We start from the raw sequence: 17,781 nt of genomic DNA, 5'->3' as shown, positions 1-17,781 counted from the left end.
CCTCCCCCATGAGCCACTCCGCCAAAGCCGACATCAAGGTCGGCACCATCCTGCGCGACACGTACGAACTCACCTCGCTGCTTGGGAAGGGGGGCATGGGCTCCGTCTTCCTGGCGCGGCACCTGCGGCTGCCCGGCAAGCAGGTGGCGGTGAAGGTGCTGCTCCACAGCGATGACTTGACCGAGGAGCAGTACGCGCGCTTCCGCCGCGAGGCGGAGATCGCCTCACAGCTGGGGCATCCCAACATCGTCGAGGTGGTGGACTTCCACAGCCTGGAGGACGGCACGCCGTACCTGGTGATGGAGTACCTGCGCGGCGAGAGCCTGGCGCACCGGCTCCGCAAGGGCCGGATGTCCCTGCGCGAGGCGTTCTCGATTGCCCGGCAGATGGGCTCGGCGCTGCAGGCGGCGCACCGCGCGGGCGTGGTGCACCGCGACTTGAAGCCCGCCAACGTGCACCTGGTGCCCACGGACTCCGAGGGCATGATCGTCGAGCGGGTGAAGCTGCTGGACTTCGGCATCTCGAAGTTGATGGGCTCGCAGACGCTGCAGACGCAAGAGGACGTGCTGATGGGCACGCCCCGGTACATGGCGCCCGAGCAGGCCATGGGCCGCAACCGCGAGGTGGATGCGCGCTCGGACATCTTCGCCTTCGGCTGCATCGTCTACGAGATGCTGTGCGGGGACTCGCCGTTCGCGGGCGGCACCATCGCCGAAGTGGTCTACCGCGTGGTGCACGAGCAGCCCGAGTCGCTGGCCTCGCGCGTGCCGGACCTGCCAGGCCGGGCGGTGGCGGCGGTGGACCGGGCGCTCGCCAAGCAACCGAAGGACCGGTACCAGGACGTCGCCACCTTCATCGCCGAGCTGACGGGGACGGCGCTGCAGAGCCTCGCGGGGCTGGGGCCGGACCCCACGCCCATGCCGCCGCGCGGAGCGGCGCGCCAGAGTGAGCCGTCCTTGGACGAGAACGCCACGGACGCCACCTTCGTCCCCTCGCGCCTGGACGGCACGGGCCAGGTGGGCGCGCTCCCACCGGCGGCAGCGGCGGCCTTGGCCACGCCAGATCCAAGCCTCGAGAAGGGCTCGACCCTGGAAGCGTTCCGGATGGCCACGCCGCAGCCCGCGGCCCAACAAGTCGCTCCGGCCTCTCCGCCCTCGATGAGCGTCTCGCGCCGCCCGACGGACATGGAGCTGCCCGCGGTGGGCGCTGCCGCCGTCCAGCCCGCGGCTCCCACGCCTGCGCCGCAGGCTCAGCCTCAGCCGGTACCCACGCCCGCCCCCGCGAGCGCGCCCGCAGGCCGCTCGAAGTTCCCGCTGATCCCGGCGGCGGTCGCGGGCGTGGTGCTGGTGGGCATCCTCGCCGTGGTGGGAGGCAAGGTCTTCAAGCCCTCCACACCGGACACGCCCCCGCCCACCCCAGTGGCTGAGACTCCGCCGCCCGAGGTGAAGCCTCCCGTGGTGGCGGAGCCCACCCCGCCCGCTCCCACGGCTCCTCCGGCGACGACTCCGCCCGCCACGACTCCGCCTGGCATGGCCACATCGGACACGGCTCCTCCGGTCACGACTCCTCCTGCCACGGCCACCGGGACCACGAAGCCCACGGCGCGTCCGGGGAAGGCCGAGAACATTCCTCCAGAGCTGCGCGAGGAGCTGGACAAGGCAGAGCAGGCGCTGAGCGCCGGGCAGCTGGATGACGCGCTGCGGATCGCCCAGCGGACCCTTCGGACGCAGAAGACCGAGGCCGCGCTCCTCGTGATGGGCCGCGTCTACTGTCAGCGCCATGATGTAGGCAACGTGAACGCGCAGCGGCGCCAGCTGTCCGCGGACGGCCAGCGCAAGCTGACGGCCTACTGCAGGAAGTACGAGAACTAACACGGAAGGCTGCGGGCACCTGAGAAGCAGGCGCCCTCGTCCCCACAGGGAGGGGGACACAACATGAGAAGCATCCTGGCAACGGTCATCGCCGTGGGCGTGCTGTCGGGCACGCCCGTGCTGGCGGCTGCGCCGGTGGGAACCGGCAAGGTGTACTCGGGCTCCGAGGGCGAGGTGGTGGCAGTCATCCCGCTCACCACCGCGGGCCCCAAGGGCGAGAAGCAAGTGCTGCTCTCGGTGCAGGGCACGGACAGCGAGTTCGACGGCAAGTCGATGCTCCACGTGGTCCACGAGCAGAACAGGGGCGTGGACTACATCACCCAGTACAAGGGCGAGGACTTCTACACGCTGATCATGCGGGAGGCCTACGGCTCGAAGAAGTACGAGGTGTGGGTGCCGGGCCGCCGCAAGGCCATCATCGTGTCGTTCGACGAGAAGCGCACGCAGGCGCTCAAGGGGGAGGACGCCTATGGGCAGTACGAGAAGCTGAAGAAGGACGGCACGCTGGCGAAGCTGGCGGCGTTCAACCGCCCAGAGCGCGAGGCCGGCCAGCAGGAGGGCTTCACGAAGGCCCTCAAGGAGATGAACGAGGCCTGCGGCACGCAAGTGACGGCCACCATCGACTGGAAGAGCGTCACGGACGACATCATCAAGCGCTACAGCATCGCGTCGTACTGCGGGAACCCGCTGGAGTCGCTGGGCAAGCTGTGCGGCACGCCGGTGGGCAAGCGGGTCATCTCGGCGAAGGTGAAGCAGTACCGCTGCCAGTTCGGCCCGGAGATGAAGCTGGAGCTGAACGGGAGCGCGGTGAGCTTCACCACGCAGCAGGACGCTTCGAACCAGGAAGAGTACGCCACGAAGTTCTTCAAAGAGAACCTGTAGCCGGAGCCATGCACATGAACACTCGACGACTCATCGCCGCGGCCGTGGCCTTGCTCTCGGGGACCTCGTGGGGAATCGAGCCCCCATGGGGCAAGGGCGAGAAGCTGGGAGAGCTGCTCATCCTGGAGCAGACAACGGTCTGCACGGACGGCAAGGGCCACTACGTGGTGGTGGCGCCGGAGGAGCAGAAGGGCAAGCAGCTGTTCTACGGAGACGGGAAGGCGTTCGTGCAGGTGGCGCCGCCGCCGTTTGGTGCCTCGGGGACGCACTTCTTGGAGCCGCGCTTCTTCGCCAAGACGGCGAACCCGAACTTCCGCGGGATTGATTGGCGGGTGTTCTCGGAGGTGGAGGTGGACGCGGAGAAGAAGACGTGCGCGGTGCGGTGCGGCGAGCGGAGCACGCCGTGGACGGTGATGGAGCCGGAGCAGGCGCAGAAGCTCGTCACGGCGGCGAAGTACGAGAAGAACCCGCAGCAGTACGAGCCGTACGCACTGCTGCGTGACACGAAGGGCAACTACTACCTGGTGGAGAAGGGCTTCCAGCCGGAGGATGAGAAGAGCTTCCGGGTGCACGTGGGGCCGAAGGGGAGCCTGAAGCGTCAGGAGATGAAGGACATCGTCTCGGACTCGGAGGGACAGATCTTCTCGACGAAGAAGGGGGACTTGCGTCTGTTGGTGGATCGCGCGCAGTCGCCGCTGTGGATCGAGGGCGCCAAGAAGAAGGTGGAGCTGAAGGTGGTGCCCATCACCGAGAACCTGCCGATGATCTACAACGAGCTGGGAGTGTACGCGGGGGCCCGGCTGGGCACTCCGTGCGACGACCAGTGACACGCGAGTGAGACGCGTGAAGAGGCTCCCGGTGCTGGGCTGGGTGCTCTTCCTCGGCGCATGCGCCGGGGTGGAGCGGCGGGGAGTGCCTCGGGTGTACGGGCAGACGCTGGACTCGGAGACCAGCGCCTGCGCCCGCTTCCCTGCGCAGTGCCCGGGTGCGGCAGGGAGAGAGGCGGAGGCGCTGGCGGCCCGTCAGCGCGTCGCCGAGGCCGGGGCCATGCTGGGCTCGGCGGCCGCGGCCTTCTACCTGGAAGACAAGGCGCAGCAGGCCCGTGTCGAGGAAGCCATCCTCGACTGCGTGAAGGACGCGGACTACCAGCTCAACGAGCGTTACTTCGGCGGCAGCCCTACGCGAGAGCAATGCGCCGAGGTGGTGGGGCGGAACGCGCGCGGTGAGCCCGTGACACGGGCCATGCAGTTGGGCCGGGAGAAGCACCAGCTCGCGCTGGAGTGCATCCAGAAAAAGCTCCAGGAGCTACGGCCAGGGGGCTTCAGCCTCGAGCAGCGCTATCGTCTGAATGAGGGCAGCGGGAAGTGGGTACCGCTCAGCCGGAGTCAGGTGGAGGCCCTGCTGCGCGCAGGAGGCAAGGGGCTGGTGGGAACGATCGAGCCAGACATCGTCATCCACACGGGCAATGCGGCTGAGGTTCTGGACGTCCTCGACCTGAAGTTCCCTTGTCCGGGAACCAACCCGCCCAAATGGAATGAATACGGCAATGGGCATCCTTATGAAAACCTCACCCAGGGCCAAGCTTACGAAAGAGCCTTTGGAGTCAAACCGGCCCGCGTGGCACCCCACTGGGATATCCAGCGACCCAAAAAATGAGCCTGCACTATCCACGCGTTCGAGTCCACGCAAGCCACGGCGCGCTGATCATTCGTGATGGTTTGAAGATCTGCTTCTATATGCGCCGCTCCAAGTATGAGATCGCACGGGAGGTGATGCGCTCGTTCGAGATATACCTGCACGCCGTGGGGCCTCAGGCTCTGGCTTGGTATAATGATCACCAGGGGGACTGGGGGTATCTGGACACCACGTCTTGGCAAACCTTCAGGCGCGATCTTCTAGCGTCGAACTGGTCCCACCATGAATTGACGCACGACCCGTCAGGCGCTCCTTCATTCCATTTCACGTATTCCTGCCAGTCGCTGGGTCAGCTCTTCGAGCCCAATCCTCCCTTGGTATCGTCGGTGGGCTTCTGCTTCCCAACCGAGTTTCTCGAAGAGCAGGGTCCTGGCCACGTGCGTGAACTCGCCCTGGAGCTTGCCGCTGCTCTCCCCTACGACTCAGGCCATGCCGGCCTCTTCTTCAACTCCATCCTGGGCTATCGGGAAACGGAAGAAGCCCTCAGCCGCTTCTGTCTGCGCTACCCCGGCATGGACATCGGTGACGTGGAATCCATCGCCGAGGGGCTCAACGGACGGGTGAAGGGACCCTCGTGGCTGACCTTCCTCGGCCAACCCGTGCTCGGCGAGCTCGGCGGTGTCGAGGGGCTGCGCGCCCGCCTCTCCTCCCCCGGCACCACTGTCGAGCCACTGGAGGGAGACCGGGCCGTCATCACCCTGGGCACATGGCCGGAGGCGGGCGACACCGAGGCCGGCCACAACCTCCCCGAGTACCGGGAGCTGGCGCGTGTGCTGGAGCCCTGGCTGTACCACTCGGGCGGCGGGTACTACTTCCCCCAAGACATCTGGCAGCGCTGGGAGCGCCGGTTCCTGGATTGAACCGGCGCCCCTCCCCTGCGCTAGTTGTTCGTGACCGTCATCACGCCCAACTGCGTCGGCGAGAACACCAAGTCCGGGTTGGTGTTGGAGCCCGCCCCGTCCTTGTCGCAGTACGTCCACTTCAGCCCGTTGTCCTGGCTGAACCGATACGTATACGCGTAGGTCGCCGCCGTGGCCGGCGCCGTGAACGAGCCCATGAACTCGTCGTCGTTGCCCACCTGCACGTTGTACGTCGCCGGGAAGAACTTCCAGGAGTTGTTGCTCCTGGGATCCGAGCCGTTGTTGCCATAGCCCACCTCGGCCAGGATGCCCGCGGGCGGCCCTGGGGGCTCCGTGATACCCGTCTCGTAGATGCGGCCATAGATGACAGGCGTCACCGTGCTCCTCACCACCGAGAGCGTGGTGGGGGACTGGAGGTTGCAGAAGTCCGCCTCCAGGACACTGTTCGTCTCGTTCTCGTTGCCCGTGTACGTGAACCCTCTGCTCAAGATGAACGGGCCAGAGGCTCCCACGCTCGCCGCCGGCGTGAAGGTCACGTCCACGACGCCCACTGCACCCGCGTTGGTGACGGCCGTGCAGCTGGCGGTGGTGGGGGTGCTCACGGAGCACAGCACCGAGCTGCTGCCGCCGAACTGCGCCCGCATCGTCGGCGCGAGATCCGTTCCCGTCACCACGATGCCGTTGGCACCCGCCGTGGCCGGGCCGTCATCCGGGAACAGGCTCGTCACGGTGAAGTTCGCCAGATCGTTCGGCAGGCCCGGCGTCGGAGACGGATCCGTCCGGAAGTCATTGCGGTTGTTGTCCGTATCCGCGCTGCCCGGCGAGCGCGCCAGCGACGAGGACCAGGAGCCCGTAGTGGAGACGTAGACCGCGATGGTGCCCTCGTACATGGCAAAGCCGTTGTCCGCCGTATTGGTGTCCAGGGTAGTGCCCGAGACGTCCTGGCCCAGCACATCCAGAAGGGCGGTCCCTGCGGCGTTGATGAGCTGCACCGAGTCTCCGCCGAAGTTCTCGAGGTCCACGTTGTTCGCCCCGACGTCCACCCCGGCCACGAAGTTCGGGACGAGGGTCTGCCCGCTCGGGTTGAGGTCGGCGATGAGGAGGATGCCGTCCGCCGGGAACCGGGTCCCTGCGGGGATCGTGTACGGACTGAACGACTCATTGTTGGCGCCCGCGGCCGTGGTCCCGGCCCGGCCCTCCACGTCGGCGATCTTCGCACCGCCGATGACGGAGCCTCCGGGACCCGCAAGCTCGATGAACACCAGGCCGTTATCGGTCGAGGGCGCATCGAGGTAGACCTCGTTGATGACCGCCACCTTGCAGCTGCCGTTGGCCGCGCCCGCGGTGTTCGTAACGCGAGAGCCCCTCACGCCGCTCCCGTAGAAGCTCACGCACCAGTTCGTGGCCGTGTCATTGCCCGCTGCGGACAGGCTCTCCGGATCCAGCTGGGTGGAGCTGCCCGCGAAGCCGACGAAGTCGCTCGCCGCCAGCGGGGTATTCGGATCGCTCTTGAACGCACGGAAGTCCACCACGTCCTGCAGGTTGCCCGCGGGCGGCGCCGCGTAGAGCGCCAGCGCATCTCCCGTGTCCGCCAGGGAGAACGAGGTGCCGGGCGCGCCGTAGACGAAGCCCACGCCGCCCGGAATCGAGCCGGACGGGTTGGCGATGCCGTACAGGCGGCCTCCCGCAGTCACCACCACCGCCGTGCCCGCAGTGCCGTTCGGATCGCTGGGAGCGCGGAGGTCCACCTCCACGCCCGCGGCATTCCGGAACGTGTAGCCATGCACATCGATGTCCGCGGCGGTGGTGTTGTGCAGCTCGATGAACTCCGAGCCGAGCGCGCTGAACTCGCTGATGACGATGCTGCCGGCCTGGCTCCCCGCCGTCACCGGCCCGCAGCTGCCAGCGCCGCACGTCTCATACGATTGGCAGGCAGTCTGAGCCGGCGTGTCCCGGCACACGCCCGCGCCATTTTCGACCACGCAGGCGGAGGTGTAGCCGATGGCCGTCCGTCCATCCGCCGAGCAGGTGCCCGCCGGCGGCGTGCACGTGACCCCTCCACAGGGATCGCCGCCACCCACCTTCGGGCTGTTCGACAGGCTGTAGTTCCCCGCGCCGTCGGTGACCTTGAGCGCGAAGTAGTGGTCGACGTTGAGCGTCAGGCCCATGACGAGGGTCGACTCCGCGCTGCCAGGCTCCTGGGGCGACGGGGCGACGGCGACCAAGCCGGCGTTGAACTGGTCAAGGTTGGTGATGGGCGTGGTCGCGTAGCGCAGCTCCTGGGTCGCGGCCTGGCCCAGGTTGCCGTCATCGCCCACCGTCGTCCATGTCACCCGAACGGTGCTGGGGGTGAGGACGGTCACGGCGATCACCGCGGCGGCCGGGGCCAAGTTATCGGTGATGGTGAACGTCGAGCTCGTCCCCTGCGTCAGCGTCCCGCTGGTGGCCACGAGCTGGAAGCCATTGCCCTCCTGATCCACCGAGAGGTCTGAGAAGGTGGCCTCGCCGCTCACCGGATCCACGTTCCGCGTGCCACTCAGTGTGGCGGCGGCGTCGCCACCGGAGAGGCTCACGGACACCTGGGGGCTGGAGGCCGGGGTGGCGTTGCCATACGCGTCCGTCACCTGCACGCGCACTGCCGCGAGCGTCGTCCGCACGGTGCCGTTCGCCGGCTGCCCGGAGAAGGCGAGCCGGGCCGGGCTGGCTGCCACCACCGTCTTCGAGGCGGTGAGGGGGCTGCCGGAGAGCCCGTGCGCCAGGCTCAGGGTCTGCGTGCCCGCCGTCCGCAGCTCCACGGAGAGCGAGGCCGTGCCCGCGTTGCTCGCGCCAAAGGTGAAGGCCCCCGGCAGCACCGCTTGGGGATCCGAGGAGGTCAACTGCACCGTCCCCGTGAAGCCCGTGGCCACGTTGTTGGACGCGTCATACGCCGTCGCGGTCACGGAGAACGGCGTGCCTGCGATGACGTCCCCCGGGGGCACGGTGAACTCCAGGCGCGTGGCGGGGTTGCCGGGGCTGATGAACTCCACGGTGGGCTGCGCGCTCAGCACCACCGGGCCTCCCTCCGCATCCACCGAGGCCTTCACCTTCTTGGTGCCAGGGCGGGTGGACGCCAGCGTCGCCGTCAGCACGCCCTGGGGGTTCGTCTGGCCCGAGGCCGGCGCCAGCATGTTGCCCTCGCCGGAGACCTCCAGCCGCACCGTGCGGCCCGAGAGCGCCGTGCCGTCGGCCTTCACCACGGTGACTGTGAGGGTGACGATGTCCCGGCCGTCCGCCAGGACGTTGGCGGTGCGGCTCACCTCTACTTTGGAGAGCGCCGCATCTGGCAAGTCAGGAGTTGGGAGAGGAGGCTGTGGGTCGCTGCCGCCACAGCCGGCTGCACCCACGATGAGCACGGCCAGCGTGAAGCACCAGCCGAGCGAGAGGGGACGAGATGCCATACATGCCTCGAGGTGGAAGGAACGCTCGCGCCGAAGGGGAGCCAGCGCAGAACCGTCGATCTTCTACCCGAGTGTCTGCGGTCGCAGAAAGGCCTACTCTTCGAGGGTCCGAATCGCCCCGTGGCCCGAGGAGCAAGTTACAGCCGGGTCTTCATCTTCCACCACAGCAGCCCCACGAAGGAGTCGGGGATCCTCTCGGGAAGTTCAGGAAGATCCGCTCCTCGTGCGGGCGGGGGAAGCGGGCGCTCGGGCTCGGACGAGGGCAGCGGCTCGGAGCTCACCAGCCCTCGGCCCTGGCGCTCCAGTACCGCGGCAAAGGAGCGCTCCGGCGGCATGCGGGACTCGATGGCGGCAGCGCCGGAGACGCGCTCGGTGGCCCGGACGCGGGAGACGACGTCCGCGCTCTCGACGCGGGGCAGGCCGGAGATGCGGCCTACGGGGCTGCGTCCCTTGTATCCGTACCCCATCTCGCGTCCTCCTGGGAGCAAGCGTAGCGGGCCGCTGCCTTTTCGGCCACCCCTTCACTTGGGGCGGGGAGCGAACCCCCAGCGCGCCAGGTCCCAGACGAGCGCCGTGCAGTCCCGGTGCCCCGTGACCCAGACATTGCGGTCTGGAGAGAAGCCCTGGCTCTCCGTCTCGGGCACGAGCACGAGCGTCCGGGGCTCCTCTCCCGTCATGGTGTCCTCCGCGCACAGGGCGGGATTGCGCCACGGGACGTAGAGCAGCTGACGCCCATCGGGAGAGACCTCCAGCAGGTGCGAGCGGGCCCTGCGCGAGGTGAGCAGCCGGCCCGTCTCCGCGTGCCAGATCTGCAGCATGGGCTGGCCGGGACCGTCGTCATGGGAGTCCGAGTCGAGCAGCCCCACGGACAGCAGCCGCCGCGCATCCGGGAAGAAGCGCACGTGGTGCACGGAGGAATCCGGCGCACGGACCTCGTGCGCCTTGCGGCCCTCGGGCGCGCTCCAGAAGCGGATCGTCCCATCCATGGCGCCCGCCACCAGCCACTGCCCGTCAGGCGAGCAGTCCAGCGCGGTGAGGTGCTCCGCGCCGCTCTCGAGCAGTCGCCGCCGCTTGCCGCTGGGCACGGCCCACACGGCGATGTCCCCGCCCTGATCCGCGCACGACGTCAGCCACCCGCCATCCGGGGAGAAGACCAGGTCCTTGAGGCGGGCGGCATGCGCGGGGAAGGAGTGGAGCACCCGGCCCTCGCCACGGGACCAGAGGTGGATCTGTCCCTCGGCGGTCCCCACTGCGAGCCACCGCCCGTTCGGAGAGAAGCGCACGCAGCTCTGGGCAGAGGTCAGCGGAAGCTCTCCCAGGTCCTGCCCCCAGGCGAGATCCCAGATGCGCACGCTGCCGAGGTCATCCGAGGTCGCCGCGAGCGCCCCATCCGGAGAGACGGCCACGGTCCTCACGGGCTGGAAGTGGCTGGCGCGGGCGGGATCCGGCTCGCCCGTGTCGAGGTTCCACGTTCGCAGCGCATATCCCTCGCGAGCCACCACACGTGTGCCATCCCTCGACGCACTGAGCGGGACATACGGATGCACCTCTCCCACGGGCAGCGAGGTGGCGGCGCCCGTGGCCAGGTCTCGCGTCCGCAGCGCGTCGCCATCCAGCCAGGCCAGCCGAGCGCCCGGACCGATGAAGCCGAAGCGGGGACACGGAGCGCCAAATTCCCGGGGCGAAGAGGGTGAGCCCAGGGCGGGCAGCTCCAGCACCGCCTCGCCGCGCTCCACGTCCCAGACGCGGATGACGGGCTCGTCCATCACCGCGCCCGAGGCCAGGCGGGCCCCATCCGGGGAGAAGGCGAGCTCCGCCACGGACTCCATGTGCCCCATGAGCGGGGGCCGGAGCTTCCGCGCAGCCACATCATAGAGGTGGATCCGGGTATCGCCGACGCTCCAGGCCACGCACCGCCCATCGGCGGACATGGCAACGGCCTTGCGGACGCCGGGCCCTTGGACACTTCCCGTCAGAGGGCGCGCCCGGGCGAACATGCGCCCGGTGGCTGCGTTCCACACACGCACGGCGCCCTGATCATCCACCATGGCCACGCGCTCTCCGTCGGCGGAGAAGGCGGCGTAGTCGGTCCAGGCGGGATCGGTCGCCTCCAGCTGCCGCACGGTGGCACGGGGGTACTCCAAGACGGCGGGCCGTCCGCCATAGAGCTGACAGGCCACGCGGATGCCGTCGGCTGTCCAGCAGATCGCGAGCAGACGCCCCAGCTCATTCGAGAGCGTGCGGAGCGTCTCCAGGTGCCGGCCCGTCCGCGCATCGAGGATGAGGAGCCTGGGCGGGCTGTCGCTGTTGTCCACGAGGATCCGCTCGCCGTCCGGGGAGAACACGGGCGGCAAGGAGCCCTGGCCTGGACGGAAGAAAGTCGTCCCCAGGCGGAGCCGCGCGCCTTCTGGAGGCGTGTCACCATCCCTCTGCCGCACCGTCCTCGCTCCTCTCCCGTATCTCAGCGGCGCCACATCCAGTTGCCATGGGCCGATGCTAGTGCACCCCGGGCGCGACGCGGCAAAAACGAAGGGCCCGGAGCCACTGTGGGCTCCGGACCCTCGTTCACCTCAGGAAGCAGGAGGCTTTAGCGGCTCATTCGCACAGCGGGCTGCCGCTGGTGCCAGCCGGGCAACCCTGGCCGACGCAGTAGTGCACGCCGCTGTCCACCACCGGGTGGTTGTCGGACTGATCGTGCGGCACGTACACGTGGCAGGTGCTCTGGGCGGTGCCGCCCGACGGGCTCGTGATGGCGTAGCGGACGGTGTAGACGCGGCCGTCCCCGGTGCCTTCACGCTCGGCGCGGACCTGCACGAACTTGCCGTCCGCGGAGATGACGATGTCATCGCAGGTGTGGCCGTCGCCGTTGCCGTTCTCGTCCTCCACCTCGTCCGAGCTGACGCCGAGGATGGTGCCGTACTGGTCCGCTGGCAGCGCGCCACCGCACGAGTCCTGCGCCGGAGCCGCGCAGTCGGACAGCGAGATGTTCACGTACTTGTGGTTGGGCGGCCACAGCTCGGTGCCCAGATCCGCGCCCGGGGTGGGCGTGCCGGAGGAGCCCTCGCTGCCCACCGTGACGGGGAACGAGCACGAGGCCGTGTTGCCCTGCCCGTCCGCAGCCGTGCAGGTGACAGTCGTGGTACCCACCGGGAAGCTGGCGCCCGACGCGTGCGAGCAGGTGACCGTCGCCGCGCCGCAGTTGTCCGCCGCGGTGACGTCGAAGTTCGCCACGGGACCGCCCTCCCCGCAGGCGTTGAGGACGATGGGCGCCGGGCAGCTCACGGCTGGCGGCGTGGCATCCACCACGGTGAGGGTGCCCACGCACTGGGCGGTGGCGGCGCCATCGTTGGCCGTCACGGTGACGGGGTGACTGCCCAGGCCGAAGGAGCCAGACGGGGACTCGGTCACGGAGAACGGACCGGGCTGGCCGTCCGGATCATAGCTGCCGTTGTTCACGGAGCCGGTGCCCTGGCACGAGGCGTCCGCGTTGACGGTGACGTTGCGGCAGATGGCGACCGGCGGCTGGTTGGCCGAAGGCGCGCCGCACGAGAAGTCCACGCTGCCCGAGGCGCTGTTGTTGGCCTCGTCGCACTCGGTATCGCGGCCCGCGCCCGTGCCGTCGTCATCCGCGACGAGGAACACCTGGTTGGAGCCACCCGAAGGCTGCGAGCCCACCGACAGCGTCACAGTGGCGGTGCCGCCCGCGGGAATGGGAGAGGGAACGGTCGTCACACCCAGCAGCGAGCCGCCCGAGCCGGGAGCGCCCCGATAGAAGGCCACCTTGAGCCCGGCGGCCACGGCGGTGTCGCCCTGGTTGGCGATGGTGCCAGCGATGTTCAGCGTGGAGCCATCGCACGAGGCGCTCACCTGCGAGACGGCGAAGTCCGGCGCGGCGTACGGGCTCTCGCCATTCCCGAAGTGGTTGGCCACGTTGGAGTGGAAGGTGTTGAGCCGAGGCTGCGTCCAGTAAGTCACTGGGTGAGCGGGGATGGTGCCGTCGTTGTTCACGTTGGTGATGGAGTACGCGTGCTGGTTCCAGATGCCCCGCGTGCGCGCCCAGCCCTCGAGCCGGTCGTGGTACACGCGGATGCCGTGGTAGGGCGCGTAGGCCAAATCATTGGCCGCCACGACGATGTCCGCGGCCAGGTCGCCGTCCACGTCCGCGATGACCGGGTTCTCGTGCGTGGTGCCCGTGCTGTGGCGCGTCTGCCAGCGGATGGCGCCGGTGGCACCGTTGTAGATGCGCAGCGACACCTCGTCCGCGTAGACGAGCTCGAGGTTCCCATCGTCCTCGAAGTCGAACACGCTGCTGCTGGACTTGCCGGAGCTCCAGTCCTGCACGGTGCTCGTCCACTTCAAGGCGCCGTTGGTCTCGAAGACGCTGATCGCGTTCTCGCCCACCACCGCCACCTCGGGCTGCCCATCATGGTCCAGGTCCGCCAGCGTGGGCGCGCCGCCACAGCCGTTGATGCAGCCGCCGGGGATGGTCGCCGTCCACAGCAGCGTGCAGTCGTCATCCAGCAAGCTCACCTTGCCGTGGCCCGACACGACGATCTCACCCTTCGTGTCGCCGTCGAAGTTGCCCACCGCCGACAAGCCCGAGGCGATGGTGGTGTTGGCGCACTTCAGGCTGCCATTGGCGCGGTAGACGGAGCGGCCGTTGATGACCTCCTGGCTGCCGTCACCGTCAATGTCCGCAGCGAAGGACACCGGGCCGGTGTACTGCGCACCGCCCATGCCATCCGAGCCCACCCACTTCAGCGCGCCCGTGTTGCTGTACACGCGGTTGCCGTTGAGGATCTCCACGGTGCCGTCACCGTCGAGGTCCGCCAGCGAGGGCCCGCCCCACTCGTTGTAGTCGAACGCGTCCGGGGCCGTGCGGAACTTGAAGGTGCCGTCGTTCTCGTAGCAGATGATGCCGCGGCCATCCATCGGGATGCCGCAGATCTCCACCTTGCCGTCGTTGTCGATGTCACCCACCGCGATGCTGGCGGCGGCCTTGATGCGGTAGGCCGGATCCGTGACGGTCCACAGGTCATGCCCGTCGTTGCCGCTGATGGCGCGCAGCACACCCTCGCGCCAGTCGAAGTCATCGTTCGGAATGTCCCCGAACGAGCTGAAGATGATGTCCGGGATGCCGTCCTGGTTCACGTCGGCGACGGCCGGCGTCATCATCACCTGGTTGAACTGAGGCAGCACCGGGCTGCCCGTCCAGGCCCACTGAAGCTCGGGCTCGAAGTTCGGCGTGAAAGGCGGCACCACCTCGCAGCGATCATCGAGGTTGGCCGAGCCGCGAGTGTTCGCGTCGTCCCCCGAGCTCGTCAGGCTACATCCTCCTCCTACCGCCAGACCCAGAAGTGCGGCGCCCAGACTTGAGCGCGCGTGGCTCTTCATTCCTTGGTTGCGTCGTCGTTGGGGCATGTCCCATTTCCTCCGTCTTGCTGACCTTCCCCGATTTGTGGCGGCCACTACTCATCACTTCTGGGATTCGAGAACCTTGGCGCACCCGCGTTTCGCGCAACGGGCTTGGAGATCTGCGGCGGAGGTGTAGCGATTGAGTGGTAACAGCACCGGATGTGCGGCGAGAACCCAGGTCTCGCTCGTCCCTGCGCCGCCGTTTCATGTCACTGGGATCCGCTGCGGGTACCGCACGGTGCGTGAAGAGGGATGACGGATTGACGGACCGGATTCGCGGCAACGTCCCCCGGATGATGGGGTGTCAGCCTCTTCACGAGGGGGGCGTCCAGGTGCGGCGCGCGGGGGCCTTCCCGCGTACGCTCGGCTGAGGCCGGCTCTGGAACCGAGAGCCCTCCGAGTCCTCCTCTCCTTCTCGAGGGCTGTCGCCATGTCTCAGGATCGCTTCAAGACGAGCCGCGAGGTCTACCATCGCATTCGCTGGGATCCCCGGCTCGACGCTCGCGAGTTCGTCATCGGCTACGACTCGCACTCCGAGCAGATGGAGGAGATGCCGCTGGAGGCCTTCGTTCCGGACGGAGAGATTCCCTGGCACCGCGTCTGGTACTTCCGCCGAGGCTCCGAGGTGGTGTGGGACCGGGCCAAACGCATCGACACGCTGCACACGCTCATCCCCCCGGAGCCCGAAGCGCCTGCCTCACCGCCACCGCCCCGGCCCCCCGCGCACGAGAAGCACCCCTTTACCCCCATGCCGTTCTACCGCTTCGACTCGAAGACCTCCGCCTGGGTCGAAGCCTCGCCGCCTCCGGCGAGTCCCCCCGAGACGCTGCCAGCACTCACCGAGCTCACGGTCGCGTCGTTCAATGTCCTCTTCGACTTGTACGAGCCGGAGCTGCTGGACACGGGCCGGCGCACGCCTGCGGCCATCTCGCTGCTGCGCTCGATCGACGCCGACATCATCGCGCTGCAGGAGGTCACCCCCTCCTTCCTCCGCGCGCTGCTCGACACGCCGTGGATTCGCGAGCACTTCTTCCTCTCGGATGGTCCGGCCGCCACCACGGTGACGCCGTATGGGGTGGTGCTCCTGTCCCGCTTCCCCTTCGCTTCGCTGGAGCAGTCCATCTTCTCTCGCGACAAGCGGACCATCGCCGGAGAAATCGCGCTGCGCGGAGGGCCGCTGTGGGTGGCCACGCTGCATCTCACGAGCAACAAGGATCCCCACAGCAGCACCACGCGGGCCGCGCAGATCCGCACGGTGCTCCACCAAGCGCAAGCCCTGGAGGCCCGAGGAAGTGAAGCCCCCGACCTGCTGATCCTGGGCGACTTCAACTTCGGCGACGGCGCCCCCGAGGAGCAGTCCTTCGAGGAGGCGGGCTTCAGCGACGCCTGGAAGGTGCTGCGCCCCGGAGAGCCGGGATACACGTACGATCCGGCGAGCAATCGGCTGGCAGCCCAGACCACCTCCGCGGGGCAGAGTCAGCGTTTCGATCACCTGATGATCCGCAGCCCCTCCGGACGGCTCAAGCCTCGCGAGACGAGCCTGTTTGGCGAAGAGCCCCTGTCCGGCCGTCCTGCGCCTGGAGGGGGTCCGCTCTTCGTGTCGGACCACTTCGGGCTGAGCTGCACGCTGGCCCGAGAGACTTCCTCGCGTGAGCGTCCAGCACCTGTGCCCTTGCAAGGTCCTCCCCGAGTGCTCTCGGTGCCGCCCGTGCATCAGTCGGCCGTGGTGCTCATTCCTCCCGAGGAGCTGTGGGGCCCCATCGAGACGCTGCGCTCCAAGTACGACCGGACGTATGAGCGCTGGATGCCCCACGTGACGCTGCTCTATCCGTTCGTTCCGGAAGAGCACTTCGATGAGGCGGAGGCGCTCATCACCGAGGCGCTCCGGGAGCTGGAGCCCTTCCAGGTGACGCTCTCTGGCTTCAGCCACTTCGAGCACCGGGGCAGCGTGACGGCGTGGCTGAGCCCGGAGGATCGCCCTCACGGTGCGATCAAGGCGCTCCAGGCCTCGCTCCAGAATGCACTTCCTCAGTGCGATGAACAGGGCCGCAAGTCGGAGAACGGCTTCACTCCCCACTTGAGCGTCGGGCAGCTCCCGCGCTCGAGCCCCGCGGAGATCCGGCGCACGCTCTCGGCCTGGGAGCAGAACTGGAAGCCCTTCACCTTCGAAGCACATGAGGTGTGCCTGATCAGCCGAAGGGGAGAGGGTCCCTTCGAGGTGCGGCGCCGCGTGCAGCTCGGCGGGGGGAAACGGACAGGCCCAGGTTCGGGCTCGAACTCGGGCTCCGGAACCCCAACGACGAAGAAGCCAGACCCTGCCGAGGGAGCCCCTGCTCCTCAGGAGAAGACGGGGCTCTTGCGCTCCGTGTTGGTGTCGCGCGGGGAGTGGGAGTCCGAGGACGCGCGGCAGAAGCGCACGGAGGCGGTGAGCCGGCTCGAGGCTGTCTGCAGCGGGCTCGGGCTGCAGCTCCACCCCTATGGCTCGTATCTGCTCGGGACGGGCAGCGCGGGCAGTGACGTGGATGCCGTAGCAGTGGGGCCCACTCACCTCTCACGAGAGGACTTCGCGCAGGCGCTCCTCTCGGCGCTGGCCCTGGAGGACCCGACCACGAGTGGGCGCTTCGTGGCAGACGCGGCCATTCCCATGGTGAAGCTGTCGCTCGGTGGCGTGCACTTCGACGTGTCTTACGCGAGCCGCCCCGAGGGCGTGGAGCCATGCCCTCCCCCCGAATTGCTAGAGCGACATGGAGCGCGGCTGGACACAGCGGGCTTCCGCTCGCTCAACGGCTGGGCGGACACGACCGCACTGCTCGAAGCCGTGAAGCGAGAAGGTGCGGGCCTCGAGCGCTTCCGCGCCGTGCTACGCGCCGTGCGGGCCTGGGCCAAGGCGCGAGGGGTGTACTCGCACGCACTGGGCTACCTGGGCGGACTGTCATGGGCCGTGATGGCGGCGTGGAGCAGCCTGCGAGCGCCTCGGGAAGCGGCGAGCACGGACGAGCGGCTGCTCGCGCACTTCTTCGAGACCTTCGCCTCCTGGCGCTGGCCACAGCCAGTCACGGTGACACCCGAGACGGCGCGCTATCACCCGGAAGGGAAGCGGGACCTGATGCCCATCGTGGCGCCAGCGCTGCCGCCGAGGAACACGGCGCGCAACGTCTCGCGCTCGGCGCTTCAGGTGCTTCGGGAGGAGCTCACCCGGGCGCGCGAGCTCGTCCAGCGGGCGCGGACGGAGGAAACGGAGGCGTCCTGGGAGGCGCTGTTCGAGCGCGTGGACTTCTCGGGAGTGGCCTCGGCGCGCTTGGTGGTGTCCATCGAAGCGCCCTCCTCCGAAGCGCGAGCGGCGGCGGCGGGCTGGGTGCTCGGGCACCTCACGGCGCTGGTGTACCGGCTGGAGGGAGACCGGCGGCTCTTCGCTCGGCCCTTCCCAAACGAGCGGCCCGAGGGCCCCTTCATCATCGGCCTCTCCACCCGGGAGCATGGAGGAGCAGAGGCCCTCTCCGCCAAGGCCGGCAGCCCCATGGCGCGAACCGTGGACGAGTTCCGCGAGTCCTTCCATACGTGGAGCCACCGCCCACCGGAGGCCTCGCTCTCGGTACAGCTCACGCACTCCTGAGGCGAGCC

General features: G+C 68.6%; 10 protein-coding genes. 6 read left to right on the top strand and 4 right to left on the bottom strand.

Going from position 1 to position 17,781, the window contains the following annotated elements; genetic code table 11:
* Positions 1 to 8: 8 nt before the first annotated feature.
* From DB31_RS49965 to DB31_RS19355, 5 genes are all read left to right on the top strand, one after another.
* On the top strand, positions 9 to 1,871 hold the full coding sequence (locus tag DB31_RS49965; RefSeq protein ID WP_044189673.1) for a serine/threonine-protein kinase: 1,863 nt from the start codon (positions 9 to 11) through the stop codon (positions 1,869 to 1,871).
* A 63-nt stretch (positions 1,872 to 1,934) separates the two neighbouring features.
* Positions 1,935 to 2,753 (top strand): hypothetical protein, encoded by an 819-nt coding sequence (locus DB31_RS19370; RefSeq protein ID WP_044189671.1) that lies wholly within the window; start codon positions 1,935 to 1,937, stop codon positions 2,751 to 2,753.
* A 14-nt stretch (positions 2,754 to 2,767) separates the two neighbouring features.
* The gene (locus DB31_RS19365; RefSeq protein WP_044189668.1) at positions 2,768 to 3,580 is read left to right on the top strand and encodes a hypothetical protein; all 813 of its coding nucleotides are present in this window, start codon (positions 2,768 to 2,770) and stop codon (positions 3,578 to 3,580) included.
* A gap of 16 nt (positions 3,581 to 3,596) precedes the next feature.
* Positions 3,597 to 4,409: a hypothetical protein gene (locus DB31_RS19360; RefSeq protein WP_157232060.1), complete on the top strand. Its 813-nt coding sequence runs from the start codon at positions 3,597 to 3,599 to the stop codon at positions 4,407 to 4,409.
* Positions 4,406 to 5,308: a type VI immunity family protein gene (locus DB31_RS19355; protein WP_083968448.1), complete on the top strand. Its 903-nt coding sequence runs from the start codon at positions 4,406 to 4,408 to the stop codon at positions 5,306 to 5,308. The genes DB31_RS19360 and DB31_RS19355 overlap by 4 nt, the downstream gene beginning before the upstream one ends.
* Before the next feature lie 20 nt (positions 5,309 to 5,328).
* On the opposite strand, the gene DB31_RS19350 is transcribed toward DB31_RS19355, so the two are convergent.
* The 4 genes from DB31_RS19350 to DB31_RS19335 form a co-directional block, all read right to left on the bottom strand.
* Positions 5,329 to 8,745: an Ig-like domain-containing protein gene (locus DB31_RS19350; protein WP_052420091.1), complete on the bottom strand. Its 3,417-nt coding sequence runs from the start codon at positions 8,743 to 8,745 to the stop codon at positions 5,329 to 5,331.
* A 137-nt stretch (positions 8,746 to 8,882) separates the two neighbouring features.
* Positions 8,883 to 9,212, bottom strand: a complete 330-nt coding sequence (locus DB31_RS19345) for a hypothetical protein (protein WP_044189666.1) — start codon at positions 9,210 to 9,212, stop codon at positions 8,883 to 8,885.
* Positions 9,213 to 9,266: 54 nt separating this feature from the next.
* A complete protein-coding gene (locus DB31_RS19340) occupies positions 9,267 to 11,183 on the bottom strand; it encodes a WD40 repeat domain-containing protein (RefSeq protein WP_044189663.1) in 1,917 nt (638 codons plus the stop codon).
* Positions 11,184 to 11,340: 157 nt separating this feature from the next.
* Entirely contained in the window at positions 11,341 to 14,166 is a 2,826-nt protein-coding gene (locus tag DB31_RS19335; protein ID WP_157232059.1) for an FG-GAP-like repeat-containing protein, read from the bottom strand.
* Positions 14,167 to 14,590: 424 nt separating this feature from the next.
* Between DB31_RS19335 and DB31_RS19330 the strand changes: the two genes are divergently transcribed.
* Positions 14,591 to 17,773, top strand: a complete 3,183-nt coding sequence (locus DB31_RS19330; RefSeq protein ID WP_044189657.1) for a poly(A) polymerase — start codon at positions 14,591 to 14,593, stop codon at positions 17,771 to 17,773.
* Positions 17,774 to 17,781 lie beyond the last annotated feature (8 nt).

The organism is Hyalangium minutum (assembly GCF_000737315.1).
GTDB classification, from domain to species: Bacteria; Myxococcota; Myxococcia; order Myxococcales; family Myxococcaceae; genus Hyalangium; species Hyalangium minutum.
This window is presented reverse-complemented; position numbering and strand designations above follow the sequence as displayed.